The organism is Ideonella benzenivorans, assembly GCF_020387415.1.
Taxonomy (GTDB): Bacteria; Pseudomonadota; Gammaproteobacteria; order Burkholderiales; family Burkholderiaceae_C; genus Ideonella; species Ideonella benzenivorans.
In genome coordinates this window covers 331,225-355,431 of record NZ_JAGWCB010000006.1, presented here as the reverse complement: position 1 = coordinate 355,431, position 24,207 = coordinate 331,225, and the positions used below count along the sequence as shown (strand labels likewise).

The window sequence follows — 24,207 nt, the reverse complement described above, 5'->3', positions numbered from 1 at the left end:
CGCCGCGGACGAGCCAGCCTGGCAGGGAGCCCACCATTTTACCGGCGCCCGATAATGTGCGGCCATGCAGGGTCTGCACCTCACCGCCGATCTGGCCGGCTGCCCCTCCGAGCTGCCGGAAATGACCGACGCGGCCGCGCTGCGCCGGCGGTGCCTGGCCGCCGTGCAGGCCAGCGGGCTGCAGCCGGTGGGCGAGCTGTTCCACCGCTTCGCGCCCCACCCCGCGGTGGCCGGCCCGGCCGGCGTGACCGGCGTGGTGCTGCTGGCCGAATCGCACCTGGCGGTGCACACCTGGCCGGAACGCGGCGCGGTGACGCTGGACGCCTATGTCTGCAACTTCGGCCGCGACAACGCCGCTCGGGCCGAAGCCCTGCTGCAGGCCCTGCTGGACGCCTTTCAACCCACCCGGCAGCAGGTGCAGCGCCTGCAGCGGGGTTTTGCCGCCGACCGATGACCGCTTCCCTGCCCGCGCCGCGCGCGCTGATCCTGGCCGCCGGCCGCGGCGAGCGCATGCGCCCGCTGACCGACGCCACCCCCAAGCCGCTGCTGACCGTGCATGGCCAGCCGCTGATCGCCTACCACCTGGCGGCGCTGGCGGCGGCCGGCGTGCGCGAGGTGGTCATCAACACCGCCTGGCTGGAAGAGCAGTTTCCCGCCGTGCTGGGCGATGGGGCGCGCTGGGGGCTGAAGATCCACTACTCGATGGAAGGCCGCGACCACGGCGGCGCGCTGGAAACGGCCGGCGGCATCGCCAAGGCCCTGCCCTGGCTGGCGCCGCGGGGCGAGGAGCCGTTCTGGGTCGTGTCGGGCGATGTGTTCCTGCCCGGTTTCCCCTTTGCGGCGACCGAGGCAGCCGCTTTCAGCGCCGGCCCGCACTGGGCCCGGCTGTGGCTGGTGCCCAATGCGCCCCACCACCCGGGCGGGGATTTCGGCATCACCCCGCAGGGCCTGGCCAGCCGCGATGCGACTGAGAAGTTCACCTGGGCCAGCGTGGGCCTGTTCCGGCCCCGGCTGTTCGCGGACATCGCCCCCGGCACCCGGTTGGCGCTGCGCCCCAAGCTGGAAGCGGCGCTGGACGCCGGCCGCCTGGCCGCCAGCCGCTGGGACGGTCCCTGGACCGACGTGGGCACCGTAGCGCGCCTGGACGCGCTCAACGCCTCGGCCTGAGCCCGGCCGGCCGGGGGCCACCGTTCTGCGAGGCCCCGGCCTCCCGGTCCAGCACCTCGGCCGCCGCCTTCTGGTCCTTCTTCGGGTCGATGATGGTGACCACGAAGGCCGAGGGGACCACCGCTCGGGGCTCAGTCGGCCAGCGGGGCGGTGACCGCGTCGATGCGGGCCAGCAGCTCGGGAGTGAGGCGCTCGGCCACCGCCAGCGCGCCCAGGTTGGCTTGCAGCTGCGACAGGCGCGAGGCGCCGGTGATGACGCTGGACACCTGCGGATGCCGGACCACCCAGGCAATGGCCAGCTGGGCCGGCGTGGCGCCCAGCTCGGCCGCGATCGGGGCCAGCGCAGCCACCGCGGCATTGCGGGCCGGGTCGGTCAGCTGATCGCGCAAAAAGGCCAGGCTCTCCAGCGCGCCGCGCGAGTCGGCTGGGATGCCGTGCTGGTACTTGCCCGTCAGCAGGCCCGAGGCCAACGGGCTCCAGGTGGTCAGACCCAGGCCCAGGTCCTCGTACAGCCGGGCGTACTCCTGCTCAACCCGCTGGCGGTGGAACAGGTGGTACTGCGGCTGCTCCATCACCGGCTTGTGCAGGTGATGCCGCTCGGCGATCTCCCAGGCCGCGCGGATGTCGGCCGCGCTCCATTCGCTGGTGCCCCAGTACAGCGCCTTGCCCTGGGTGATGATGTCGCTCATCGCCCAGACCGTCTCCTCGATCGGCGTGTGCGGATCGGGGCGGTGGCAGTAGACCAGGTCGATGTGCTCCAGCCCGAAGCGGCCCAGCGAGCCGTCGATGGCCTGCATCAGGTACTTGCGGTTGAGCGTGTCGCGCCGGTTGATGCCAGCGCCCTCGCGGTCCAGGCCCCAGAAGAACTTGGTGGAGACCACGTAGTCCAGCCGCGCCCAGCCCAGGCGCCGCAGGGCCTCGCCCATCACCGTCTCGCTCTGGCCGTTGGCATAGACCTCGGCGTTGTCGAAGAAGTTGACCCCCGCATCCCGGGCCGCGGCCATCAGCTCCACCGCAGCATCGACCTGGACCTGGTTGGCGTAGGTCACCCAGGAGCCCAGTGAGAGCGCACTGACCTGCAGACCCGAGCGGCCCAGACGACGGTATTGCATCAGCGTTCTTCCCTGTGAAGTGGATCCAGGCCTGGAGCTTAGCCGGCCGGCACGGACCTGAGGCCACTGCGGTCTTCATCCGGCGCCATCTGGCCGATGAAGCCCACCCCGCCGGCGCCCAGGGCCTTGATCGCATACATGGCCCGATCGGCATGGGCCAGCAGCTCGCTGGCGCTCTGCCCATCCTCGGGGAAGCTGCTGACGCCGATGCTGGCATCGACGGTCAGGCCCAGGCCGGCCACCCGCACCGGCTCCCGCAGCACGGCCAGCAGCTTGTGCGCCACGGTGCCGGCCGCCGAGGCGTCCATCGCGTCGCCCAGCAGCACCACGAACTCGTCGCCGCCCAGGCGCGCCACGGTGTCGAGCTCGCGCACCTGCTCCCGCAGCCGCTGGGCCAGGGCGCGCAGCACCTCGTCGCCGGCGGAGTGGCCGTGGTGGTCGTTGACCAGCTTGAAGTCGTCCAGGTCGATGAACAGCAGGAAGACCCGGCAGCCATGCCGGCGGGCATGGGCCAGGGCCTGCTCCAGGCGGTCCATGAAGAGCCGGCGGTTGGCCAGGCCGGTCAGGCTGTCGTGCTGGGACTGGTGGGCCAGTTCATCCTGCTTGCGGTGCAGCGCGTCGATCTGGCGCCGGATCTGGGCCTGCATCTCGTGCAGGCTGCGGGCCAGCGAGCCCAGCTCGTCGGCCCGCTGCAACGGCAGGCCGGCCATCTCATGCCCATCGGCAAAGCGCCGGGCCGAGGCGGCCATCGCATTGAGCGGCCGGGTCAGGGCGCGCCCCAGCAGCAAGGCCCCCAGGAGGACGACCAGGCTGGCCCCGCCGACGATGCGCAGCAGCATCCCGCCCATCTCGGTGGACTGGGCGAGCGCCACCGACTCGGGCTCCGACAGGCCCAGCACCAGCCGGTCGTGGTTGGCCGGCGAATAGAGCGACTGGACGACGAAGGCCGCGATCTGCGCCGGCCGTGGGCCCGCCGGCGCGTCCACCACCGCGGCGCTCTGCGGGCCGCGCAGCAGCGCGCTCACGGCGGGAAACTCGTCCTGCAGCAGCGCCCGCTGCCCGCGGTCGAAGGCGAAGGTGCGCGCCGGGTCGGGGTGGACCAGGATGTCGCCCGCGCCATTGGCCAGGTACAGCTGGTAGCTGTCGGGCAGATCGGCCGCCAGCAGGCGGAACAGGCCGTTGAGGTCGACGTTGACCACCACCACGCCCAGGGCCGGCCCGACATGCTCACGCACCGGGATGGCCATCTGCAGCATGGGCTGCCCTGCCCCCGCGCCGGTGGTCAGCTCGTGGTTGATCGAGATCTTCGACAGGTAGAAGACGTCATCCTGCAAGGGCAGTGCATCGGCCACATAGGGGAAATGCCCCTTCTCCTGCAGGCCTTCGCCACTGACGCGCTGCGGCACGCTGTGCACCCGGTCCACCCGCACCCGCTCCAGCCCATGGCGATCGGCCGCGATCACCCGCAGCTGCAGGTAGGAGGGGTTGGCGTCCAGCATGCCGGCAAACAACACCGCCAGCCGGTCGGCATCGACCGCGCTGTCGGTGCTGAGCAGGTGACGGGTGGACGGCAGGTGGGCGATCACCTGCAGGTTGCGCTCGATGGACTCCAGGTTCAGCGAGATCCGGCGCGCCAGCACCTGGGTCGAGGTCAGCAGCTCGCTGTGGGCCGACTGCCGCTCCAGCCGGCAGCTGGCATCCCAGGCGTAGTAACCGGTCAGCCCGGCGGCACCACAGCCCAGCAGGGCCAGCCAGACGGCCAGCCGCGATGCGATGCCCGGGCCCCTCATGGCGCCAGCACCCGATCCGGGCTGTCGCCCGCGATGATGCGCCGCCACAGCCGGTTGCGCCGCTCGTCGTCTTCCACCGGCTGCAGCCAGATCAGCCGGCCCGAGGCTGCCGGGGTCTCGCCATCGTGCGTGGTCGCGCCCAACCCCTGGTGGTCACGCAGCGCCACAGAAGCCTCGGGGGACAGCAGGTGGTCGATCCAGGCATGGGCCAGGGCCACCTCGGCGGCCTGGCGGGGAATGGCCCAGCAGTCCAGCCAGGCCAGCGCGCCTTCCTGCGGCAGGGTGTAGCGGACGTCCAGCCCCGCCCGCTGGAACAGCTGAACCTGCTGGCGACCGTAGTTGGCCAGCATCAGCCAGGCGCCGCGGCGCCGCCAGAGGTCCAGCGACTCCTCGGGCTCGGTGTAGAAGCCGGTGACATTGCGCCGCAGCGCCACCAGCGCCCGGACCAGGGCCGGCCACTGCGCGGGCGGAATCTGGAACGGCGACGCCAGCCCCAACCGCAGAGCCGCCAGCGAAAAGGCATGCGTGCCGCCGTCATAGGCCAGCACCCGGCCCTGCAGGCGCGGATCCCACAACGCGGCCAGCGAGGTCGGCGGCTGCGTGAACCGGTCGGGGTTGTAGATCAGCCCCATCTCGCTCCAGGCATAGGGAATGCCGTGGGCGCGCCCCTGGTGCCACAGGCCGGGAATGCCCGCCAGGTCCTGGAAACGCGCCAGCTGGCGGGCCCGGCTGGGCAGGCGTTCCAGCTGCAGCGGCTGCATCCAACCCCGCTGGGTGTGGCGCTGCAGCTCGGCGGTGTTGAGGGCCACCACATCGAAAGCCCGGCCGGTCGACGCGCTCTGCAGGTGGCGGGCCAGGGCCTCGTCGGTGTCCACCACGGTCAGCTCGACGGTGACCCTCTGGGTCTGCTCGAAGCGGCGCACCAGATCGGGCTCGGCATAGCCCGGCCAGGCCAACACCCGCAGCACACGGTGCGCCCCCGCCCGCGCCGGCAGGCCCGCGGCACAGGCGGCCGCGCCCAGCAGGCGGCCCAAGTCACGGCGACGCCTGTCGCGCAACCGACTCGCCCCGCAGAGCCCTCGCACCGTGGATGACATCGACATGAAGCCCGTGTGGCGTCCCGCCCGGATCGACTGCCCGGGTCAGCGCACTGTGGCGGCAGACATTCCCTGTAGGCGGGATCCTACCGGGAGCGTCGCACGGACACCACGTGAATCTGTCGCATTCCACCCGCCCTCGGCCTCCGGTCAAGCCCGCATGGCGGCCGCCCCGGCCCGGCAGCCCAGGGTGAAGGCCTCCTCGAACACCGAATAACCCGCCAGTTCCGCATGGGCGAAACGCAGCCGGCCAGGGGCCTCGCGCAAGGCCAGCAGGGCCGCCGAGCCCCGGGTGCCCGGGGTGGGAATGCGCATGGCGTGCCCATGGCGCATCAGGTCGGCCGCCTGCAGGCGCCGCGACAGGTCCGGGTGGACGGGCGCCAGATCGGCCAGCACCCGCTGCAGCCAGAACGCCGCCGGCTGGTCGCGCAGGACCGGGCGGTCGGCCTCGGCCAGCGCGTGGTAGACCGTCCAGACCGGCGGCACCGGCCGCGGGTCCAGGCGCTGGTGGGTGGCGTCCACATAGCCCAGGCAGCGGGTGCTGCCGGCCGGGGCGTAACCCACGTTGTCCCAGGCCGGCGGGAAGCCCGGGCGCGGCAGCGGCGCTTCGTCCAGCGCCAGGTTGCTGACCAGCCAGGGCGCGTAGCGGGCCCCGGCCACCGCAGCCCCCAGGGCCGGCGGCGGGTTCACCAGCACCCGGGCGGCGATGAACAGCGGCAGGGCCAGCACCGCCTGCGGCGCCTGCCAGGCCTCCACCCGGCCGGCCGCCTCGTTCCAGACCGTGACGCTGACGCCCTGCCGCCCCTCCTCCACCGCCAGCACGGTCTGGCCGGTGTGCAGGCGCTCACTCAGCGGCTGAGCCAGACGTTGCGTGAGCCAGCCATTGCCCTCGGGCCAGGTGAACAGGCCCGGATCGGCCTCGGCCGGCTCACCGGGCGCGTCAAAGCCGTGTCGGCTGGCGAAGTAATGCAGCCCGGCCCAGGCCGAGACCGTGTCCAGCCCGGCGCCGTAATCGTCGCGGCAGGCGTAGTCCAGGTAGGCCCGCAGGCGGGCGTCATCCAGGCCCTCGGCAGTCAGCCAGGCGGCAAAGGTCTGGCCGTCCAGCGCGGCGTGGGCCGGCGTCCAGGGTGCGCGCCAGGTGGGCAGGGCAAAGCCCAGGCGACGGGCTTCGGCCACCCGCCGGGCAAAGCGGCGGTACTGGTCCAGCGTCTGCGGCCGGCCGGCCGCCGAAGGCAGCTGGCCCTCCTGCCAGGCGCCGTCGATGAACAGGCGCTCCTGTGGCGCGTGACACAGATAGCGCTCGTCGGGCCGGCTGGCGCCGCGCAGGCCGTCCCACTGCAGCAGGCCGATCTCGTGCAGCCATTCGCCCACCTCATGGGCCGTGTGCCCCGGCACCGGCAGGTAGTGGGCGCCCAGCGGGCAGCCCTGCCCGGCCAGCCGATGGCCGCGGGCATTGCCGCCCACGGTGTCCTCCAGCTCCAGCAACTGGGCATCGTCCACCCCGGCACGCACCAGGGCCCGCAGGGCCGACAGGCCCGCTACCCCGCCGCCCAGCACCAGGGCACCGGCGCGGCGGGTGAGGGCCGGCGCGGGCCAACCGCCGGCCTTGCGCTCGCGCAAGCGGTGGCCGCGGTCCAGCCGGGCGCCGACCCAGCGCACCGGAAGATCGACCGGCAGGGCGTCCGTCGTGTGCGGCGTGCAGCCCGGCAGGGCCCCGCCGGCGGCCAGCGCCAGACTGCCGCCCAGCCAGCGGCGGCGGGTCGGGCCGTTCATCGCGCCGCGGCCCTCACGGCTGGTGCACCTGGCCCCACTCCTCCTCGAAGGTGTGGACCAGGCCCTGGGTGGACAGGCGGTTGGGCTCGGCCGGCACCCGGGCCATGTCGGGCGGGAAGTCGAACAGCGCGGGCAGGCCCGACAGGGTCAGGAAGCGCAGGCCCGGCGGCAGCGCGGCCGGCGCGTGCCAGGGCCGGTGGCTGGCCAGGATGAAGCCCCATTCGCCGAAGCTGGGCACGTCGGCGTGGTAGGGGGTGGTGGTCAGGCCCACCGCCTCCAGCGTGGCGGCCACCGTCCAGAAGCTCTTGCGCGCCACCAGCGGCGAGGTGGTCTGCACCACCGCGTAGCCATCGGCCGCCAGGTGCTGGTCCACCAGGGTGTAGAAGGTGGTGGTGTAGAGCTTGCCCAGCGCGAAATTGGTCGGGTCGGGGAAGTCGATGACGATGACGTCGAACACGTCCTCGGGCCGGTCGTGGGCGGCCAGCCAGCCGAAGGCGTCCTCGTTCACCACCTTCAAGCGCGGGTCGGTGAGCGCGCCATGGTTGAGCGCCGTCAGCAGCGGCTGGGTGGCGAAGAGCCGCGTCATCTGCGGGTCCAGCTCCACCAGGGTCACCTGCTGCACCGAGGGGTACTTCAGGATTTCACGCGCGGCCATGCCGTCGCCCCCGCCCAGCACCAGCACCTTCCTGGGCGCGCCCTGGGCCGCCATGGCCGGGTGCACCAGGGCCTCGTGGTAGCGGTACTCGTCGCGCGAGTGGAACTGCAGGTTGCCGTTGAGGAACAGGCGGATGCCCGCCCGGCTGCGGGTGACGACCACACGCTGGTAGGCGCTGGTCTCGCGCAGCAGGATGGTCTCGCCGTAGAAACGGTCCTCGGCCCAGGTGGTCAGGCGCTCTGCCCCGGCCAGGCCGGCCAAAAGGACAAGAACCACTGCGGCGCAGGCCAGCGCATGGGCGCGCCAGTGGCGCAGGCTGCGGCGGAACAGCCACAGCGCCCAGACCGCCACGCCCGCGTTGAGCAGGCCGAAGAAGAAGCCGGTGCGGATCAGCCCCAGGTGCGGCACCAGCAGCAGCGGAAAGGCCAGCGCCACCACCAGCGCGCCCAGGTAGTCGAAGGTCAGCACCTGCGAGACCAGGTCCTTCAGCCCGTAGCGGGCCTGGAAGTGGCGCTTGAGGATGCGCATGACCAGCGGGATCTCCAGCCCCACCAGCACGCCCACCAAGACCACCAGCGCGTAGAGCAGCACCAGGAAGGGCGCCTGCGCCGCCACTGGCAGGCTGGAGTGGGCGGTGAACAGGGCCGCCGGCAGCGTGCCGCCCACCACGCCCACCAGCAGCTCGATGCGCAGAAACTGCGCCACCAGCTGCCGGTCGATGAAGCGCGAGAGCCAGGAGCCCACCCCCATGGCCGCCAGGTAGGCGCCGATGATGGTGGAGAACTGCAGCACCGAGTCGCCCAGCAGATAGCTGGCCAGCGCGCCGGCGCTCAGCTCATAGACCAGGCCGCAGGCGGCGATGACGAAGACCGAGGCCAGCAGCAGCACCTCGGCGGCCGAGGCGGTGCTCGGCGCCTCGTCGGGCGCGGGGGCGCCGGACGGGTTCTGGGGGACAGCAACGGTCATCCGTGGATGGCGGCGGCCACGATCTGGCCGATGGCGATGAACATGCCGGCCACCACGATGCCCAGCGCCACGTTCTTGTGCTCGACGATCTCCTCCCACAGCTTGTAGGGCGTGATCTTGTCGATCACCGCGAAGCCCACCCACAGCAGGGCCATGCCCAGCAGCGCGTACAGCACCGAGCCCAGCACCACGTCGGGGTGCAGCCAGTCCCAGGTCATGATCATCGTTGCATCCTCCGCAAAAGCCGGGGCGCGGCACTCACTTGTGCCCACCTCCGCCGGTTGAGAAACCGCCGAACGAGCCACCGCCCGTGCCGACATGAAAGCCGCCCGAGCGCTGCTGGCGCGCCAGGCACTGCTGGTACTCGGTGCTGGCCTGGCCGAAGGTGGCCCGCTCGTCGCTGCAGGCATCCTCGCTGCCGCAGCGGCTCATCAGCAGCATCACCACGATCACCACCACCAGGATGACCACCCCTTGGCTGAGCCCGCCGCCCTTGCCGGCCAGCGGGGCGGCGTCGCGCCGCAGCGCCGCCGCGGCCGGGCCGCTCAGGCCGAAGGCGGTCTGCACCGCGGTTGCGTCCAGCGCCTGTCCCAGGGACCAGACCACCTCGCGCCCGGTTTCCTCACGCGACAGCATGGCCCCGCCCGGGCCGTCGTAATCGGTGACGGTGGCGCGCTCGTCGCGCTGCACCCGCCAGTAGAACTCGCCCTGCACCCAGGTGACCTTGGCGTCGTAGCGCCAGCGCTGACGGAACACCCGGCCCGCCACCATGGCCTGCTCGCCGCGCACCACCGGCACGCCGGTCATCGGCCGCACCCAGCTCCAGCCGTCCTCGGCATCCACCAGGAAGGCGAAGCCCGCGGTGCGGTGGTAGAGCAGGTACTCGCGCCAGAAGGTCTGCTCGTCGTCGCTGCCCGGCGCGGGCAGGTCGCAGCGCTCCTGGTAGCCCACCACCTGCCAGTCCAGCGGCCCTTCCGCGCCCAGCGCCAGCCGGCCGGTGCGGCCCAGCGGGATCTGCGGCGCCAGCCCGCCCACGCCGCTGTTGGCCTGGGCGTAGCAGGCCAGATCGGCCCCCAGGCCCTGCGAGATGTCCACCACCGCGTGGCACTGGCCACAGGTGATGCTCTGCGTGGTCGCCAGCGTGGGTGCCATGGCGGCGCCGCAGCTGGGGCAGGCGAAGCTGCGGCCGGTCACTGTCTTCTCGCTGCCCTCCTTCAGCCCCTGCAGCGCCAGGTCGGCCAGCGCCACGCTGCGGCCGATGGCCCATTGCAGCGGCGTGCCGTCGGCATCGTCCAGCGTGCCCACCTCGCCGCGCTCGTTGCGCAGGTCCACCACGGTGAAGCTGCCCTGCAGCTTCGGTGGCCGGGGCAGTTCCCCTTGCGCGGCGATCAGCGAGGCCGTCTGCACCGAGGCCACGTTCCAGGCCCGCCCATCCACGAGCACCCGCTGGCCGGCGAACCAGCCGTCCAGCGCCGGCGGTTCGGCCAGCGGCGGCTGGTCGAAGCTCAGCACATAGGCGCCGTTGTCCTCGCTCAGCCAGGCCGGGCGCGGCGGTGCGTCGGCCCCGGCGTCGAACAGCAGGTGCCATTCGTTCCAGGTGCCTTCGGGGTAGCGGTACTGCAGCCGGCCCACCAGCGTGAAGCCCACGCCCTGGTGGCGGCCCGTCACCCCCAGCTGCAGCGGGCTGTGGTCGTCGAAGAGCTCGGCGCTGACACCGATGCGGCGCAGGGCCTCGCCCTCGCGCACCAGGGTGCTGCGGCAGAAGCTGCAGACGGCGCTGGCCGAGGCCGCCGAAGCGAACTCGACCGGCGCCCCGCAGTTGGGGCACAGCGCGCGCCAGGCCCGCTGGGGCCGCGGCGTGGAAGACGGCTCGGTCACGCGAACAACAACGGCGCGCTCAGACCAGCTTCTTCAGCAGCTCGGCCTTCTTGGCGGCGAATTCCTCGTCGGTCAGGATGCCCTTGGCCTTGAGTTCGCCCAGCTTCTCCAGCGTGGCCATGATCTCGTCGGGCTGGATCCCAACGGCCCCTGCAGCGGCGGTCGCCGCGCCGCCCAGGCCCTGCCCCAGCTGCTGCGCCAGCACCTGGCCCAGCGCCACGCCGGCCCCCAGGCCCATGGCGTCGCCCGCGATGCCCCCGCCCTGGCCCACGCCCTCGGCCAGCTTGGGGATGGCCTGGGCCGTCTGGTACTGCATGAACTGGCCCATGTTCTGGCCCACCATGCCCATGCCGATCTTCTGGTCCAGGATCTTCTGCAGCTCCTCGGGCAGCGAGACGTTCTGCACCGTCACGCCCTCGAGCTTCAGGCCCAGGGCCTCGAAGGAGGGCGCCGTGGCCTGCTGCAGCTGCTGGGCGAACTCGACCTGGTTGGCCGCCAGGTCCAGGAAGGGCACGCCGCTCTGCGCCACCGCGTCGCTGATGTGCTGCAGCATCAGGCCGCGCAGCTGGCCGTCCAGGTCGGCCGCGGTGTAGCGCTCGCGCGTGCCGGAGATCTCGGTGTGGAAGCGCCTGGGGTCGGTGATGCGGTAGCTGTAGTTGCCGAAGGCGCGCAGCCGCACCGCACCGAAGTCCTTGTCGCGCAGGGTGACCGGCTGGCTGGTGCCCCAGCGCTGGTCGATCTGCTGGCGGGTGCTGAAGAAGTAGACGTCGCTCTTGAAGGGAGACTGGAACAGCTTGTCCCAGTTCTTCAGGTTGGTCAGCAGCGGCAGGGTCTGGGTGGTCAGCGTGTGGCGGCCCGGGCCGAACACATCGGCCACCTGGCCTTCGTTGACGAACACGGCCATCTGGCTTTCGCGCACCGTCAGCGAGGCACCGTACTGGATTTCATGGTCGGCCATCGGGTAGCGCCAGGCCAGGGTGCCATCGCCCTCCTCGGTCCACTCGATGACGTCGATGAACTGTTTCTTGATGAAATCCATCAGGCCCATGCTCGGCTCCCAGGCATCCGCCGGCCCCTCGCCGGCGCGGCGAATAATACGCGTCGGGGCCGGAGCGTCCAGCCCCACTGTTTTTGTGCCGCTGCCCATGGAAGCTTCCGCCCCCACCCCCCCGTCCCCGCCGGTGCCCCGGCCGCTGCGCCTGGCCGTCATCGGTGCCGGCCCGGCCGGCCTGGCCCTGGCCCTGCTCGCCGCGCGCGAATGGCCCGAGGCGGCCGTCACCGTGTTCGATGCCCGCCCGGCCGACAAGGATGTCTCGGGCGACCCGCGCACGCTGGCCCTGTCGCTGGGCAGCGTGCAACTGCTGCAGCGCCTGAAGGCCTGGCCCGAGGGCGTGGCCCAGCCCATCACCCAGGTGCATGTGTCCCAGGTGCCGCCCACCTTCACGGGTCTGTTCGGCCGGCCGCTGCCGCAGGCCGAGGTGCGCATCACCGCGCTGGAGCAGGGGGTGCCCATGCTGGGCGCGGTGCTCGCCTACGGCCAGGTGGTGGCGCCGCTGCAGGCCGCCTGGGTGGCCGCCTGCGCGGCCCAGCCCGGGCGCTGCGCGATGCGCTTCGGCACCCCGGTCTCGGCCCTGAAGAACCTGCCCGAGGGGGCGGGCGTGGAGGTCGATGCCGGCATTGCCGAGACCTTCGACCTGGCGGTGGTGGCCGAGGGCGGCGTGTTCGCCGAGCAAGCCCGCAAGAGCGTGGTGCGCGACTACCACCAGAACGCCTGGGTCGGCCCGGTCACGCTGGCGGGCGAGGGCCCGAGCGGGCTGGCGATGGAGCGCTTCACCCGCCACGGACCGCTGGCCCTGCTGCCGCTCAAGCCGGCCGCCGACGGCACGCGCCGCGCGTCACTGGTCTGGTGCGTTCCCGGGGAGGACGACCCGGTGGCCGGGCTGGACGACGCCCAGCGCCTGACGGTGATCAACAGCCTGCTGCCCAGTGCCGTGGGCCGGCTGACCGGGGTGGGCCCGCTCAAGTGCTTCGCGCTGGGCCTGAACGCCGAACGCACGCTGGTCAACGGGCGTCAGGTGCGCATCGGCAACGCGGCCCAGACCCTGCACCCCGTGGCCGGCCAGGGCCTGAACCTGGGCCTGCGCGATGCCTTCGCGCTGGTGCAGGCGCTGCGCCACGCGCAGGACGTGGACACCGCGCTGCGCCGCATCGAATGGCAGCGCGCGCCCGACCGCTGGAGCATGATCGCCGCAACCGACTTCCTGGCCCGCAGCTTCACCTGGCAGTGGCCCGGCCTGGGCGCCCTGCGCGGCCTGGGCCTGGCGGCCCTGCAGGCCCTGCCGCCCGCGCGCCATGCGCTGGCGCGGCAGATGATGTACGGGCGGCGCTGAGAGCGCCCGCCCCTGCGGCTCAATCCAGCCGGAACATCAGCCGCACCCAGCTCGTCATCCCCTCGGGCCGGTTGCGGGCATGGAATTCCGGCAGCAGCTTGAGCTCGGCCGCGAAGTTGCCGTCCTCGGACTGGTAGCCCACGGCCGGGCCCAGCGCATAGGTCTGGGCCTTGTTGCCGTCGGCCGCCACGCCGGGCCCGGTGTCGCGGGTGAACTGCTTGACGGCATAGCCGTGCAGGCCAAGGCGCCACAGGTCGTTGTAGCGGTACATCAGCGAATAGTCGGCGTGCAGGTACTGGCCCGAGCGCACATGGGTCGCGCTGTTCACGCCGTTGAAGGAGTAGAGCATGCGGGTGCCGAACTCCATCCCGTTGTCCCAGGCCCGGCCGTAGACGAAGCCCGGCCGCCAGGTCCAGTAACGGCCTGAACCGGCGTTGACCGGCTCGGCCGGGTCGTAGTGGCCGGTGGGCGCGACAAAGGCGGCCATCAGCACCAGGCGCGAGGTGTCGTCCTGGTAGTCGACGAAGGGCGCCACCTCCATGTCGCCCTGGGCCGTGGTGCTGCCCGAGGCGCCTTGCGCGGCCAGGTCCAGCTGCGACTGCACCGCCTGGGCCATCGCCGACGGGAAGCCCTGCGGGAACCGACCGGTCAGCCGGGTGTGGGCCGTCAGGTCGATCAGCGGCAGGGTCACGGACACCCCCAGCCGGCCCTCGCCCAGGTAGGTCTCGCTCAGGTAGGTCAGGCGCGGCACCAGCACATTGGCCTCGATCGAGCCGCCCCGCACCGCCGTCACCCCATTGCCGACGTCGATCGCCTGGGCATGGCCCTGGCCGTCGCGGAAGGTGCTGGCGTCATAGCGCTGGACCCAGAGTTGGCCGTACCAGCCCGGGTTCTGGGGCACCACCAGTTCCTGGCCGGGCGCGCCCAGCAGGGCCCGCAGCTGCTGGTTCTCGGTGGCATGGCCCGGCAGGGCGCCGACGGCCAGCAGAGCGAGGCCGGATACACGGGAAAACAGGGACAACGGCATGGGAGGTGTTTCTGTACAGTCCGCGGCAAGGCCCTGACCTTACCGTGGCCCTCCAGTCCGAAGGGTCGAGAAAAGCCCTGTTCTGTCGGTAACTTGCCACAGTCACCCCCTATCCCGATCGTTGGAGCGTCATGACCCTGTCCCGCCGTCACGCCCTGGCGCTGCTGATGTCCGCCACGGCGGGTCGGTCGGCCTGGAGCCAGTCCGCCCCCGCCGCCGGGGCTGCACCGGTCGAGGTGGCCGGTTTCCGCTTCGACCCCACCTACACGCTGGCCGGCAAGCCGCTGCTGCTCAACGGCGCCGCGGTGTCCCACATCCTGTCGGTGCGCACCACGGTGGTGGCGCTGTACCTGGCCCGCAAGCAGACCAGCGTCGAGGCGGCGCTGGCCGAGGCCGGTCCCAAGCGGCTGTGTTTTTTCAGCCTGCGCGAGATCTCCGCCAAGGACCTGTCCAACACCTTCATCGACCGGCTGCGCAAGAACGCCAGTTCGGACGAGATCGCCGGCCATTTCATCCAGATCGCCCAGTTCGGCTCGGCCTTCAGCAACCGCAGCAAGCTGGCGAAGGGCGACTTCGTGACGCTGGACTACAACCCGGTCGCCAACCTCACCGAAATGACGCTGAACGGCCAGCGCATCGGCGAGGCCATGAGCGGCGAGCCCTTCTTCCGCATGCTGATGAAGATCTGGATGGGCCCCCGGGTGCGCGCCTCCACCCGGGACGGGCTGGTGGGCCAGCGGCAGGACGATTGAGGCCGCTGACGGCGGAAAACCGGGCGGACGGTGGCGGTTTTCCGGCCGCCACCCCTTGAAGGGAAGGCCGAAGATGGGGTCTCACCGCCCTGATCCGCCGGAGTTCCCGTGTCGCTCACCGATCCCTACGTCAAGAAGGCCGCCACCCTGCCCGCGATGCCGGAAGTGGCCTGCCAGTTGATGGACACCTTTGGCCGCGAGGACCTCTCCCTGGGCGAGCTCTCCGGCCTGATCGGCCGCGACCAGGCCCTGGCCGCGCGCGTGCTGCGGGTGGCCAATTCGGCCTGCTACACCCCCAGCCGCGAGGTCGACACCCTGCAGGACGCCGCCGCCCTGCTGGGCCTGCGCACGCTGCGCGAGCTGACGCTCTCGGTCAGCGTGATGGGGGTCTTCCCGGCCATGGAGGGGTTCGACCGCCTGGCCTTCTGGCGCGGCACGCTGGCCGTGGCCAGCCACGCCCAGGCCCTGGCACCGCTGCAGGGCGTCGACCCCGCGGTGGCCTACCTGGGCGGGCTGATGCTGCGCACCGGCCAGATCCTGATGGCGATGGTGGACCCGGCCGGCGCCGCCGAGGTGGCCCGCCACGCCCTGGCACCGGACAGCCGCATCGACTTCGAATCCGGCATCCTGGGCTGCGCCCACCCGGAAATCACCGCCGAGATGGCCCGCCACTGGGGCTTCCCGACCGGGCTGGTCACCGCCTTCGGCGCCGCCGTGGATCCGCTGGGCGCACGCCCCTTCTCACGCCTGGGCGCGGTGCTGCGCCTGGCCAGCGTGGTCACCGACCACTGCGAACTGGGGCTGGACCCGGTCCAGGGCCTGCTCGACACCCAGGAAGCCCTGGTCGCCCACCTCGGCCTGGACCTGGCGGACGTGACCGCCGTGCTGCCCGACCACCGCCTGGCCACCGCCGGCGCCGACGTGTTGATGCACTGAGCCCCCGGCACGCGGCCCGGCCAGCACCTGGGCCAGGCCGGCGTCCAGCCGGTCCAGCCAATCGTGGCGCGCCTGCAGCAGCGCGCGCTGCCCCGGGTCCACATCCTCCAGCGGGCGCCGCCCCACCACCAGGGGCAGCAGCCAGTGCCCGTCGGGCCGGCGCAGCCCGCCCGCGTCCTGCCAGAAGGCCGACAAGGGCGGGTGCCACGGCGGGCCGGCGGGAATTTGATGCCCCGGGTCCACACCCCACAGATCGCTCACCCGCCAGCGCTGGGCACACAGGCGCAGCAGCTGCAGCAGCAGGTGGTCTGGCGGCAGACCCAGGGCTTCGGCGGTCAGCCGCCGCACCAACCCGGGGTGACCGGCCAGCACCGGCGCCGGTGCGCCGACCGCGGCCCCCAGCAGCAGCGTGTCCGGGGTCAGGAAGCTGAACGGCAGGCTCAGCAGCACCTGCCCATGACCGACCAGGCGCAGGGCCCAGACCCCGCCCGCCCACGACGCGGAGGGACGGCCCAGCGCGATCTGCGTGCCCCCGGGCAGCGGCCCCAGGACCAGCGACTCGCCCAGCACCAGCGCGGCGGCGCGGTGCGCCCCCAGGGCCATGGCCATGCCGCGCAGGCTGTTCAGCAGCAGGTCGGCCCGCTGCCCCGCGTCCAGACGGTCGTCCACCAGCCCGGTCAACACCGGCTGCAGCCCCTGGGGCTGGAAACGCAGCAGCGCGTCCAGCGGCGCGCAGTGCTCCGCCTCGGCCAGCAGGCGCTGGCGCACCGCAGCCGCGCGGGCCCGGCGCAACCGGTCGGCCAGGCGCTCAGCCAGCGAGGGCGGCTGCCCGGTGAGCTGGCCGATCTCGGCCAGGCTGGGCCAGTGGCGGGGCGGCGCAAACCGGTCCAGCACAGACATCGTCGTCATCACGCGGCTCCCAGGCCCGGCCGGTCCACCGGCCGCACCACCAGGGCGACATTGCTGCCGCCAAAGGCAAACGAGTTGGACATCAAGGCCCCCGCCCGCAACGGACGGCCGCCCTCCGGCACCAGGTCCAACTGCTGACGCAGCACGGCGTCGCGCACATGGGCGCTGGCCGGCGCCCGGCCACGCCGCAGGGCCTGCACGGTGGCCACCAGCTCCAGCGCCCCGCTGGCCCCGATCAGGTGGCCATGCAGCGCCTTGGTCGCGCTGACCGCGACGCCGCGCACGCCGAACACCCGGGTCAGCGAGGCCGCCTCGACGGCATCGCCGGTGTCGGTGGCGGTGCCGTGGGCGTTCACATAGGCGACCTGGGCCGGCACCAGCCGGGCATCGGCCAACGCGGCCGTCATCGCCCGCACCTGTCCCTCCACCTCGGGGCGGGACAGGTGCACCGCGTCCACGCTGTGACCGTAGCCGGCCAGCTCGGCCAGCGGCTGCGCGCCGCGCTGGCGGGCATGGCGGGCCGTCTCCAGCACCAGGGCCGCGGCCCCTTCGCCCAGCACCAGGCCGCGCCGGCAGTCGTCAAAGGGGCGGCAGCTTTCGGCCGGGTCTTCCGGGTCGGGCGGCGCCATCACCCCCAGGGCCTGCCAGGCCAGCACCGACCCCGGGTTCAGCAGGGCCTCGGAGCCGCCCACCAGCGCCAGGTCGGCCCGGCCCTGGCGCAGCCACCACAAGGCCTCGCCGATGGCCTGGGCCGAGGAGGCGCAGGCATTGCTGAAGCTGATCAGCCCGCCCTGCAGCCGCCGATGGATGGCCAGCAGCGAAGCCGGCGAGTTGCCCATCACCCGCAGGACGGTGAACGGATGCAGGCGCGGCGCGGGGCGGGTCAGCAGCTCGGTGTAGGCCTGCTCCAGCGAGCCGGAGCCGCCCAGGCCCGTGCCCCAGGCGCAGGCCGCGCGTTCGGGCACCTCGGCGGTGTCCGGCAGGCCGGCCTGGCGCCAGGCCTCGTCCGCGGCCTGCCAGGCCATCAGGCTGTGCCGATCACACAAGGCCCGCTGGGCGGCGCCCAGGCCCTGGCCCAGCGGGGCCGTCACGGCCGCCGCGACAAACGGCGGCACGCCCTGCGCGGGCGCCCCGGCCTGCAGCCGCACGCCCGAACGCCCCTGCTCCAGCGCCTCGGCCAGCGCGGTGGCGTCCGCCCCGAGGGCGCTGCAGGCTCCCAGGCCGGTGATCCAGACGGGTTCGTGCGATGCGCGCATCACGCCGCCAGTGCCGTCGGGCGCTGGGCCATCAGCGCGTCAACCAGCCGTGCCAGCCCGGCCAGCGTGGGTTGTTCCAGCGCCCGGTCGTGGTCGATGCGGATGTCGAAGTGGTCCTCGACCTGGAACATGAAGTCCACCAGCATCAGCGAGTCCAGGCCCAGGTCGGCAAAGCCGGTGTGGACATCCACGGCCGTGTCCTCCGTGCCCAGTTGCTGGCTGGCCATCACCGTGAGTTGTTCAAGCGTGGAAAGCGGCATTCAAAACTCCTAGGGTGGGACGCAGCGGGGCCAGCGGGGTCGGCGCCGGCCGACCCGCGGGCGCCACGCGCTGCAGAAAATCACGCGCCGCCGCCGCGACGGCCACGCGCTCGTTGTCCAGGGTCAGCATGTGGTAGCTGTCGTGGAACCACTGCACCTCGGGCGGACGGCCCAGGCGCTGTTCCAGCGTGCGCACCGAACGCGGGCTGGTGACGTCGTCATGCACGGCCTGCAGGGCCAAGGCGGGCGCCTGGATGGCCGGCAGACGGCGATGCACCTGGCGCAGCAGGCGGCTGGCCTGGTGCAGCGCGGCGGCCGACAGACGCGCCGCCCCCGCCACCGACACCTGCTGGTGGCTCATCGCCTGCGCCACCCAGGCCTGCATCGACGGGTTCTTGATGCCGTAGGGCGGCTTCTCGCGAAAGCTCAGCCGCCCGCGCAGCGGCGGCAGGTAGGCCAGGGGCAGCAAGCGGCGCCAAGGCGAGACGTTCCAGCCATCGAAGTACAGCGTGGTGGACACCAGCAGCAGCGCCCGCACCGGGCGCTCGGCCGCCAACGCCAGCGCCAGCACCGCCCCCATGCACAGCCCGCCCACGATCACCGGGCCGTGCTGTGCGGCCAGCGCCTCGTGGTAGTCGCGCACCTGGGCCAGCCAGTCCTCGAAGCGCGACACCGGGGGCCGGCCCGGCGCGGCCTCCAGCGGCACGCCGTAGCCCGGCAGCGCCGGGATCTTGACCTCGTAGCCGGCCTCGCGCAGCGGCCGGGCCAGCGGCATCAGCTCCATCGGGTTGGCGCACAGGCCGTGCAGCAACAACACCGCCGGACGGGCGGCGGGCGCAGCGCAGAGCAGGCTCTTGTCCATGGCGCCAGTCTCGCCACCCGCCCCGTCCGCCACGTGTCTGCCAGCTTGCGCCAAGCTGTCCACGGCTGGCCGTCAGGGCCCGGACAGCCTGCAGCAAGCTTGCAAGGCCCAAAGGAGCGGGCTTGCCGCTATCCTGTGAGCCCATGCGAATCCTGCTCGTCGAGGACGATGAATGGCTGGCCGAATCGACGGCCCGGGCCCTGCGCTCCCAGTCCTGGGTGGTGCACACCAGCCCGCGCGGCGAGCCGGTGCCCTTGTCGCTCAACCAGGATCCCTACGACCTGCTGATCCTGGACATCGGCCTGGCCGGCATTGACGGCTTCGAGACCCTGCGCCGGGTGCGCGCCCAGGGCAGCCAGCTGCCGGTGCTGTTCCTGACGGCGCGCGACGCGATCGAGGACCGGGTGCGGGGCCTGGAAGGTGGCGCCGACGACTACCTGGTCAAGCCCTTCTCGCTCAACGAGCTGATCGCCCGCGTGCGGGCGCTGGTGCGGCGCAGCCAGGCCCGCACCGGCAACACCCTGCAGCGCGCCGCGCTGCGCATGGACCTGGAGGCCCGCCGCGCCTTCATCGGCGAGGAGCCATTGGCCCTGTCCGCCCGGGAGTGGGAGGTGCTGGGCTTTCTGCTGGCCCGCGCCGACAAGGTGGTGGCCAAGGAACAGCTGGCCCTGGCCAGCAGCGGCTGGGAACAGGGCGTGTCCGACAACGCGATCGAGGTCTGCATCTCGCGGCTACGGGCCAAGATCGAGCCCGCAGGCCTGCGCCTGCGCACGGTGCGCGGCCTGGGCTACCTGCTCGAAGAGGCCTGAGCGTGACGGCCGCGGTGCCGTTGGCGCCCCTGAGCCTGAAGCAGCGCCTGGCGCTGTGGCTGATCGTCCCGGTGCTGCTCACCACCCCGCTGCTGGGCTGGGGCCTGTACCGGCTGATGTACGACACCGCGATGGGCTGGCTGGACCAGTCGCTGGGCGACACCGCGCTGTCGCTGGTGCCGCTGGTGCATGCACGCCCGGACGGCTCGCTGGCGATGGAGGTCTCCGCCGCCACCGACCAGGCGCTGCGCTTTGACCGGCAGGACCGCGTCTATTACCTGGTGCTGGGCCCGGACGGCCAGGCCCTGCAGGGGGATGGCCCGCTGCGCGCACTGCCCCAGGCCCGCCAGCGGCTGCCCGCCGGCGGCTGGGCCTTTGCCTCGCCGCAGCTGGGCAGCGAGACGGTGCGGCTGGCCCACCTGGGGAGCCACTGCGGCCCGACCCAGGCGCTGTGCCAGGTGCTGGTGGCCGAGACCCTGCACAAGCGCGACAGCCTGCAGCGCCAGCTGTTCATCGCGATGGGCCTGGTCATCGCCATGCTGTGCGGCCTGCTGGTGCTGGGCAGCTGGCTGACCATCTGGCAGGGCCTGCGCCCGGTGCAGCGCCTGGGCCAGGAGGTGGAACGGCGCGACCTGGACCGGTTGGAACCGCTGGACACTGCCGTGCCCAGCGAGCTGAGCCCGCTGATCGCCGCCTTCAACCGGCTGTTCGGCCGGCTGGGCCAGGCCGCGGCGGCGCAGCGTGAGTTCCTGGCCAACGCCGCCCACCAACTGCGCACGCCGCTCACCTCGCTGCGCACCGAGATCGACCTGGCCCTGCTGGAGCCGCACGACCCGCAGGTCGACCCGCTGCTGCGGCGGCTGCAGCGCTCGGTGGACCGCACCGCGCGGCTGGCCCACCAGATGCTGTCGATGGCCCGGGCCGAGGCCGAGCCGCTGGCCCCGCCGCGCGCGCTGGACCTGCGCGATGTCGCGGCCCAGGTGGCCGAGGACTGGGTGCCGCGCATGCTGGCCAGCCAGCGCGAGATGGACTTCGACCTGCAACCGGCCCCCGTGCGCGGCCAGAGCTTCCTGCTGCGCGAGCTGCTGGAGAACCTGCTGCACAACAGCGCCAACTACGCGGGCACCCAGGCCGCCATCACCGTGCGCACCGGCCAGCAGGGCCCGCTGGCCTTCCTGGAGGTGGAGGACAACGGCCCCGGCATCCCGCCGGCCGAGCGCGCGCAGGCCTTGCAGCGCTTCCAGCGCGGGGCCGGCGCCCAGGGCCAGGGCAGCGGGCTGGGCCTGGCCATCGCCACCGACATCGCCCAGCGCCATGGCGGCCGGCTCTTGCTGCTGGACCCGCAGACGGGCCCTGGCCTGCGGGTGCGGCTGGAGCTGCCCGCCCAGCCCATGCCCGGGGAAACCCCCAAGGCATGACCGGCCCGTCGGCCCCATGACGCGGGCGATACTGCGCCGGTCGTGAACGCCATCCTGTCCATCACCGCCCCGTTCTTCGCACTGATTCTGCTGGGCTGGTGGGCCGCGCGGCGGCGCTGGCTGCCGGTCAGCGCGGTGCCGGGGCTCAACAGCTTCGTGCTGTACTTCGCGCTGCCGGCCATGCTGCTGCGCTTTGGCTGGCGCACCCCGCTGGCCACGCTGTTCGACCCGGTCGTGCTGGGCCTGTACCTGGGGGTGGGCCTGGGGGTGGTGGCCGTGGCGGTGGCGCTGGCCCGCGCCCGCGGTGTGCCCGGCGCGGACGCTGCCTTCGGCGCGCTGGTGGCGGCCTTTCCCAACAGCGGCTTCATGGGCGTGCCACTGCTGGTGGCGCTGCTCGGGCCGGCCGCCGCCGGGCCCATCATCTGCACCGTGCTGGCCGACATGATCGTCACCAGCTCGGTCTGTGTGGCCCTGTCCCAGGCGCTGGGCGGGCATGGCGGCGATGCCCGCGCGGCGGCGCTGCGGTCGCTGCGGGGCGCGCTCTCCAACCCGCTGCCCTGGGCCATCGGGCTGGGCGCGCTGCTGGGCGGCCTGGGGTGGTCGCTGCCCGGCCCGGTCACCGCGGTGGTGAACCTGCTGGCCGACGCCGCCAGCCCGGTGGCGCTGTTCACGATTGGCGCGGTGCTGTGGCGGTCCACCCCGCACACCGGCGCCCATGGCGAGCCGCCAGGCTGGCACCGCGCGCAGCGGGTGCTGGCGCCCTTTCTGCCGGTGCTGCCGGAGGTGCTGCTCAAGCTGCTGCTGCACCCGGCGCTGGTCTGGGGCGGTGGTCGGGCGCTGCAGGCCGCTGGCCTGCCGCTGGACGACGCGGCCCTGCTGGCCCTGACCCTGACCGCCGCCCTGCCCAGCGCCAGCAACGTGGCCCTGCTGACCGAACGCTACGGCGCCGACACCGCGCGGGTGGCCCGCATCATCCTGGCCAGCACGCTGCTGGCCTTCGCCAGCTTCAGCCTGCTGGCGCGCTGGCTGGTCACAGCGGCACCGTCCGGGGGGTGAAGCGGGGCGGCTGACGGGCCTGGGTCACCTGCTCGAAGTGCAGGCCCAGGCTGAGCAGCGTCCACTCGCTCCAGGCCGGGCCGACAAACGACAGCCCCAGCGGCAGGCCGCGCACCAGGCCGGCCGGCACCGTCAGGTGCGGATAGCCGGCCACCGCCGCAGGGGTCGAGAAGCCGGCCAGCGCATGGTCGCCGGCGATCGGGTCGGTCAGCCAGGCCAGACCGCCGGTGGGCGCCACCAGCGCATCCAGGCGGTGGGCGCGGAACACCTTGTCCAGCCCCTCCTCACGCGCCAGCCGGCCGCACAGCGCCAGCGCCGCACGGTAGGCCGGCGTGTCCAGGCCGCCCAGGGCCTGGGCCCGCTCGAACAGCTCCTGGCCGAACCAGGGCATCTCCTGCGCGCGGTGCGCCTGGTTGAAGGCGATCACGTCGGCCAGGTTCTTCACCGGCGCCTGCGGCGCGAAGCTGGCCAGCCAGGCCGCCAGGTCGTGCTTGAGCTCGTAGAGCATCACGTCCAGCTCGGCATCGTTGTAGGGCGTGGTGGGCGGCAGGTCCACCGGGTCGATCACCTCGGCGCCCTGGGCCTGGAGCACCGTGATCATCCGGTCGATCAGCGCATCGGCCTCGTCGAAGCCGGTGAAGTAGGTCCGCGCCACGCCCAGGCGGGCGCCGCGCAGGGCCTGGGGCCGGAACTGGCCGTCACCCGCCTGCGACGCGGGCGCCCGCTCGGTGGCGGCATCGGCCGGGTCACGCCCCGCCAGCACTTTGTAGAGCAGGGCCGCGTCGGCCACGCTGCGGGTCATGGGGCCGGCCGTGTCCTGCGTGTGCGAGATGGGGATGATGCCGTCGCGGCTGATGCGGCCCACCGTCGGCTTCAAGCCCACCAGGCCGCAGATCGAGGCCGGCGAGACGATGGAGCCATCGGTCTCGGTGCCCACGCCCAGGGGCGCCAGCTCGGCGGCGAGGGCGGCGGCCGTGCCCGCGCTGGAGCCACTGGTGTTGCGGTCCAGCGCATAAGGGTTGCGGGTCAGGCCACCGCGGCCGCTCCAGCCGCTGGTGGCGCGGGTCGAGCGGATGTTGGCCCACTCGCTGAGGTTGGTCTTGCCCAGGATGACGGCGCCGGCCGCGCGCAGGCGCTGCACCAGGTGGGCGTCGCGTGTGGCCCGCACGCCGTCCAGCGCCAGCGAGCCCGCGCTGGTGCTCATGCGGTCGCCGGTGGCGATGTTGTCCTTGAGCAGCACCGGCAGGCCGTGCAGCGGGCCATGCAGCCGGTTGCGGGCCCGCTCGGCATCCAGCGCGCGGGCGATGTCCAGCGCCTCGGGGTTCAGCTCGATGACGCTGTGAAGCTGCGGCCCCTGCCGGTCGATGGCCTTGATGCGCTGCAGGCTGTCCCGCACCAGGTCCTCACTGCGCAACCGGCCGGCGGCCAGTTGGGCGGCCAGTGCGGTGGCGGTGGCACCGCCGGCTGGGGGTGACGTGCCCCACGCGCCGGCCTGGACGGTGCCGGCCGCGGCCAGGCCCAGGGAAGAGGCGGAAGACAACAACAGGGTGCGGCGTTGCATGGGGCGCTCCATCAGAGTTTGTGGGTGGACAGCAGCAGGCTGGTCTCGGTGTGGGCGATGCCCTCGATCTGGCGGATGCGGCCCAGCACCCGGTCGAAGGCCTCCAGGCTGTCGGCGCGCAGCTCGGCCACGATGTCCCAGCGGCCGTTGGTCGTGTGCAGGGTGGCCACCGCCGGGTCGCCGCGCAGCGCACGCAGCACCGCGTCGGCCCGGTTGCCCTCCACCGCGATGGTCATCCAGGCGGCGATGCGCTGGCTGTCGGTCTGGGGCTTCAGGCGCACCGTGTAGCCGGTCAGGGTGCCGTCCGCCTCCAGCCGGGCGAGGCGGTTCTGCACCGTGCCGCGCGCCACCCCCAGCGTCTTGGCCAGGGCGGCCACCGGCGTGCGGGCGTTGTCGCGCAGCAGGGCGATCAAGGCCCGGTCGATGTCGTCCATGTCCTGCCTCTCGATTGAACACATCGCCAATTCTGCGCGTCAGTTTGCGCAAACCTGCTGCGCAATCCGCCAGGATGCTGGCTTCACTCTGGCCGGGCC

23 protein-coding genes and 1 pseudogene are annotated in these 24,207 nt (G+C 72.8%); 8 read left to right on the top strand and 16 right to left on the bottom strand.

All coding sequences use genetic code 11. The features are described 5' to 3' along the window. Nucleotides 1-64 precede the first annotated feature (64 nt). Both speD and murU read left to right on the top strand, forming a co-directional pair. Nucleotides 65-454: an adenosylmethionine decarboxylase gene (gene speD / locus KGA65_RS02505; RefSeq protein ID WP_225861558.1), complete on the top strand. Its 390-nt coding sequence runs from the start codon at nucleotides 65-67 to the stop codon at nucleotides 452-454. Then, complete coding sequence (murU, locus tag KGA65_RS02500; RefSeq protein ID WP_225861557.1) at nucleotides 451-1,167, top strand: N-acetylmuramate alpha-1-phosphate uridylyltransferase MurU; 717 nt, start codon at nucleotides 451-453, stop codon at nucleotides 1,165-1,167. The genes speD and murU overlap by 4 nt, the downstream gene beginning before the upstream one ends. Here the strand turns inward: murU and KGA65_RS02495 are convergent. The 9 genes from KGA65_RS02495 to KGA65_RS02455 all read right to left on the bottom strand — a co-directional run bounded on the left by KGA65_RS02495 (nucleotide 1,151) and on the right by KGA65_RS02455 (nucleotide 11,486). Continuing rightward, complete coding sequence (locus tag KGA65_RS02495) at nucleotides 1,151-1,288, bottom strand: hypothetical protein (protein ID WP_225861556.1); 138 nt, start codon at nucleotides 1,286-1,288, stop codon at nucleotides 1,151-1,153. The genes murU and KGA65_RS02495 overlap by 17 nt on opposite strands. A 10-nt stretch (nucleotides 1,289-1,298) precedes the next feature. Beyond that, nucleotides 1,299-2,279: a potassium channel beta subunit family protein gene (locus KGA65_RS02490; protein ID WP_225861555.1), complete on the bottom strand. Its 981-nt coding sequence runs from the start codon at nucleotides 2,277-2,279 to the stop codon at nucleotides 1,299-1,301. Between the two features lie 38 nt (nucleotides 2,280-2,317). After that, complete coding sequence (locus tag KGA65_RS02485; RefSeq protein WP_225861554.1) at nucleotides 2,318-4,069, bottom strand: diguanylate cyclase domain-containing protein; 1,752 nt, start codon at nucleotides 4,067-4,069, stop codon at nucleotides 2,318-2,320. Continuing rightward, nucleotides 4,066-5,103 carry an ABC transporter substrate-binding protein gene (locus KGA65_RS02480; protein WP_225861553.1) on the bottom strand — a complete coding sequence of 346 codons (1,038 nt, stop codon included), beginning with the start codon at nucleotides 5,101-5,103 and terminating at the stop codon, nucleotides 4,066-4,068. The genes KGA65_RS02485 and KGA65_RS02480 overlap by 4 nt, the downstream gene beginning before the upstream one ends. A 213-nt stretch (nucleotides 5,104-5,316) precedes the next feature. Beyond that, nucleotides 5,317-6,939: a flavin monoamine oxidase family protein gene (locus KGA65_RS02475; protein WP_225861552.1), complete on the bottom strand. Its 1,623-nt coding sequence runs from the start codon at nucleotides 6,937-6,939 to the stop codon at nucleotides 5,317-5,319. A gap of 13 nt (nucleotides 6,940-6,952) precedes the next feature. Further along, nucleotides 6,953-8,560 carry a polyamine aminopropyltransferase gene (locus KGA65_RS02470; protein ID WP_225861551.1) on the bottom strand — a complete coding sequence of 536 codons (1,608 nt, stop codon included), beginning with the start codon at nucleotides 8,558-8,560 and terminating at the stop codon, nucleotides 6,953-6,955. Next, entirely contained in the window at nucleotides 8,557-8,784 is a 228-nt protein-coding gene (locus KGA65_RS02465) for a DUF350 domain-containing protein (RefSeq protein ID WP_375142599.1), read from the bottom strand. Before KGA65_RS02465 ends, KGA65_RS02470 begins: the two co-directional genes overlap by 4 nt. A gap of 34 nt (nucleotides 8,785-8,818) precedes the next feature. After that, nucleotides 8,819-10,438 (bottom strand): DUF4178 domain-containing protein, encoded by a 1,620-nt coding sequence (locus tag KGA65_RS02460; RefSeq protein ID WP_225861550.1) that lies wholly within the window; start codon nucleotides 10,436-10,438, stop codon nucleotides 8,819-8,821. Nucleotides 10,439-10,457: 19 nt separating this feature from the next. Continuing rightward, the gene (locus tag KGA65_RS02455; RefSeq protein ID WP_225861549.1) at nucleotides 10,458-11,486 is read right to left on the bottom strand and encodes an SPFH domain-containing protein; all 1,029 of its coding nucleotides are present in this window, start codon (nucleotides 11,484-11,486) and stop codon (nucleotides 10,458-10,460) included. Between the two features lie 97 nt (nucleotides 11,487-11,583). Between KGA65_RS02455 and KGA65_RS02450 the strand changes: the two genes are divergently transcribed. After that, nucleotides 11,584-12,828, top strand: coding sequence for an FAD-dependent monooxygenase (locus KGA65_RS02450; RefSeq protein WP_225861548.1), 1,245 nt, complete (start codon nucleotides 11,584-11,586; stop codon nucleotides 12,826-12,828). A 19-nt stretch (nucleotides 12,829-12,847) separates the two neighbouring features. Here the strand turns inward: KGA65_RS02450 and KGA65_RS02445 are convergent, their stop codons facing one another. Then, nucleotides 12,848-13,855, bottom strand: a complete 1,008-nt coding sequence (locus KGA65_RS02445) for a SphA family protein (protein ID WP_225861547.1) — start codon at nucleotides 13,853-13,855, stop codon at nucleotides 12,848-12,850. Between the two features lie 131 nt (nucleotides 13,856-13,986). Between KGA65_RS02445 and KGA65_RS02440 the strand changes: the two genes are divergently transcribed. Then, nucleotides 13,987-14,607, top strand: coding sequence for a chalcone isomerase family protein (locus tag KGA65_RS02440; RefSeq protein WP_225861546.1), 621 nt, complete (start codon nucleotides 13,987-13,989; stop codon nucleotides 14,605-14,607). Nucleotides 14,608-14,763: 156 nt separating this feature from the next. Next, nucleotides 14,764-15,300, top strand: a pseudogene (locus KGA65_RS02435) (HDOD domain-containing protein); the annotation flags it as partial. A gap of 48 nt (nucleotides 15,301-15,348) precedes the next feature. Here the strand turns inward: KGA65_RS02435 and KGA65_RS02430 are convergent. Genes KGA65_RS02430 through KGA65_RS02415 form a run of 4 tightly spaced genes read right to left on the bottom strand, consistent with a single transcriptional unit; the run spans nucleotide 15,349 to nucleotide 18,830 of the window. Next, the gene (locus KGA65_RS02430) at nucleotides 15,349-16,452 is read right to left on the bottom strand and encodes a DUF535 family protein (RefSeq protein WP_225861545.1); all 1,104 of its coding nucleotides are present in this window, start codon (nucleotides 16,450-16,452) and stop codon (nucleotides 15,349-15,351) included. Continuing rightward, entirely contained in the window at nucleotides 16,452-17,708 is a 1,257-nt protein-coding gene (locus tag KGA65_RS02425; protein ID WP_225861544.1) for a beta-ketoacyl-[acyl-carrier-protein] synthase family protein, read from the bottom strand. Before KGA65_RS02425 ends, KGA65_RS02430 begins: the two co-directional genes overlap by 1 nt. Continuing rightward, complete coding sequence (locus tag KGA65_RS02420) at nucleotides 17,708-17,968, bottom strand: acyl carrier protein (protein ID WP_225861543.1); 261 nt, start codon at nucleotides 17,966-17,968, stop codon at nucleotides 17,708-17,710. Before KGA65_RS02420 ends, KGA65_RS02425 begins: the two co-directional genes overlap by 1 nt. After that, the gene (locus KGA65_RS02415) at nucleotides 17,949-18,830 is read right to left on the bottom strand and encodes an alpha/beta hydrolase (RefSeq protein ID WP_225861542.1); all 882 of its coding nucleotides are present in this window, start codon (nucleotides 18,828-18,830) and stop codon (nucleotides 17,949-17,951) included. The genes KGA65_RS02420 and KGA65_RS02415 overlap by 20 nt, the downstream gene beginning before the upstream one ends. 143 nt (nucleotides 18,831-18,973) lie before the next feature. On the opposite strand from KGA65_RS02415, the gene KGA65_RS02410 reads away from it, so the two are divergent. Genes KGA65_RS02410 through KGA65_RS02400 form a run of 3 tightly spaced genes read left to right on the top strand, consistent with a single transcriptional unit; the run spans nucleotide 18,974 to nucleotide 22,113 of the window. Next, on the top strand, nucleotides 18,974-19,639 hold the full coding sequence (locus tag KGA65_RS02410) for a response regulator transcription factor (protein ID WP_225861541.1): 666 nt from the start codon (nucleotides 18,974-18,976) through the stop codon (nucleotides 19,637-19,639). 2 nt (nucleotides 19,640-19,641) lie between these two features. After that, the gene (locus KGA65_RS02405; protein WP_225861540.1) at nucleotides 19,642-21,057 is read left to right on the top strand and encodes a sensor histidine kinase; all 1,416 of its coding nucleotides are present in this window, start codon (nucleotides 19,642-19,644) and stop codon (nucleotides 21,055-21,057) included. Nucleotides 21,058-21,099: 42 nt separating this feature from the next. Next, entirely contained in the window at nucleotides 21,100-22,113 is a 1,014-nt protein-coding gene (locus KGA65_RS02400; protein WP_225861539.1) for an AEC family transporter, read from the top strand. On the opposite strand, the gene KGA65_RS02395 is transcribed toward KGA65_RS02400, so the two are convergent. Further along, entirely contained in the window at nucleotides 22,088-23,674 is a 1,587-nt protein-coding gene (locus KGA65_RS02395) for an amidase (RefSeq protein ID WP_225861538.1), read from the bottom strand. The genes KGA65_RS02400 and KGA65_RS02395 overlap by 26 nt on opposite strands. A gap of 11 nt (nucleotides 23,675-23,685) precedes the next feature. Beyond that, nucleotides 23,686-24,108, bottom strand: coding sequence for an Lrp/AsnC family transcriptional regulator (locus KGA65_RS02390; protein ID WP_225861537.1), 423 nt, complete (start codon nucleotides 24,106-24,108; stop codon nucleotides 23,686-23,688). Nucleotides 24,109-24,207: the final 99 nt, after the last annotated feature.

Excerpts from the sequence above, each read along its gene's own strand:
- speD (WP_225861558.1), top strand. The coding sequence starts at position 65 with ATGCAGGGTCTGCACCTCACCGCCGATCTGGCCGGCTGCCCCTCCGAG.
- murU (WP_225861557.1), top strand. The coding sequence starts at position 451 with ATGACCGCTTCCCTGCCCGCGCCGCGCGCGCTGATCCTGGCCGCCGGC.
- KGA65_RS02490 (WP_225861555.1), bottom strand. The coding sequence starts at position 2,279 with ATGCAATACCGTCGTCTGGGCCGCTCGGGTCTGCAGGTCAGTGCGCTC.
- KGA65_RS02485 (WP_225861554.1), bottom strand. The coding sequence starts at position 4,069 with ATGAGGGGCCCGGGCATCGCATCGCGGCTGGCCGTCTGGCTGGCCCTG.
- KGA65_RS02475 (WP_225861552.1), bottom strand. The coding sequence starts at position 6,939 with ATGAACGGCCCGACCCGCCGCCGCTGGCTGGGCGGCAGTCTGGCGCTG.
- KGA65_RS02470 (WP_225861551.1), bottom strand. The coding sequence starts at position 8,560 with ATGACCGTTGCTGTCCCCCAGAACCCGTCCGGCGCCCCCGCGCCCGAC.
- KGA65_RS02465 (WP_375142599.1), bottom strand. The coding sequence starts at position 8,784 with ATGATCATGACCTGGGACTGGCTGCACCCCGACGTGGTGCTGGGCTCG.
- KGA65_RS02455 (WP_225861549.1), bottom strand. The coding sequence starts at position 11,486 with ATGGGCCTGATGGATTTCATCAAGAAACAGTTCATCGACGTCATCGAG.
- KGA65_RS02450 (WP_225861548.1), top strand. The coding sequence starts at position 11,584 with ATGGAAGCTTCCGCCCCCACCCCCCCGTCCCCGCCGGTGCCCCGGCCG.
- KGA65_RS02445 (WP_225861547.1), bottom strand. The coding sequence starts at position 13,855 with ATGCCGTTGTCCCTGTTTTCCCGTGTATCCGGCCTCGCTCTGCTGGCC.
- KGA65_RS02440 (WP_225861546.1), top strand. The coding sequence starts at position 13,987 with ATGACCCTGTCCCGCCGTCACGCCCTGGCGCTGCTGATGTCCGCCACG.
- KGA65_RS02430 (WP_225861545.1), bottom strand. The coding sequence starts at position 16,452 with ATGACGACGATGTCTGTGCTGGACCGGTTTGCGCCGCCCCGCCACTGG.
- KGA65_RS02425 (WP_225861544.1), bottom strand. The coding sequence starts at position 17,708 with ATGCGCGCATCGCACGAACCCGTCTGGATCACCGGCCTGGGAGCCTGC.
- KGA65_RS02420 (WP_225861543.1), bottom strand. The coding sequence starts at position 17,968 with ATGCCGCTTTCCACGCTTGAACAACTCACGGTGATGGCCAGCCAGCAA.
- KGA65_RS02415 (WP_225861542.1), bottom strand. The coding sequence starts at position 18,830 with ATGGACAAGAGCCTGCTCTGCGCTGCGCCCGCCGCCCGTCCGGCGGTG.
- KGA65_RS02410 (WP_225861541.1), top strand. The coding sequence starts at position 18,974 with ATGCGAATCCTGCTCGTCGAGGACGATGAATGGCTGGCCGAATCGACG.
- KGA65_RS02395 (WP_225861538.1), bottom strand. The coding sequence starts at position 23,674 with ATGCAACGCCGCACCCTGTTGTTGTCTTCCGCCTCTTCCCTGGGCCTG.
- KGA65_RS02390 (WP_225861537.1), bottom strand. The coding sequence starts at position 24,108 with ATGGACGACATCGACCGGGCCTTGATCGCCCTGCTGCGCGACAACGCC.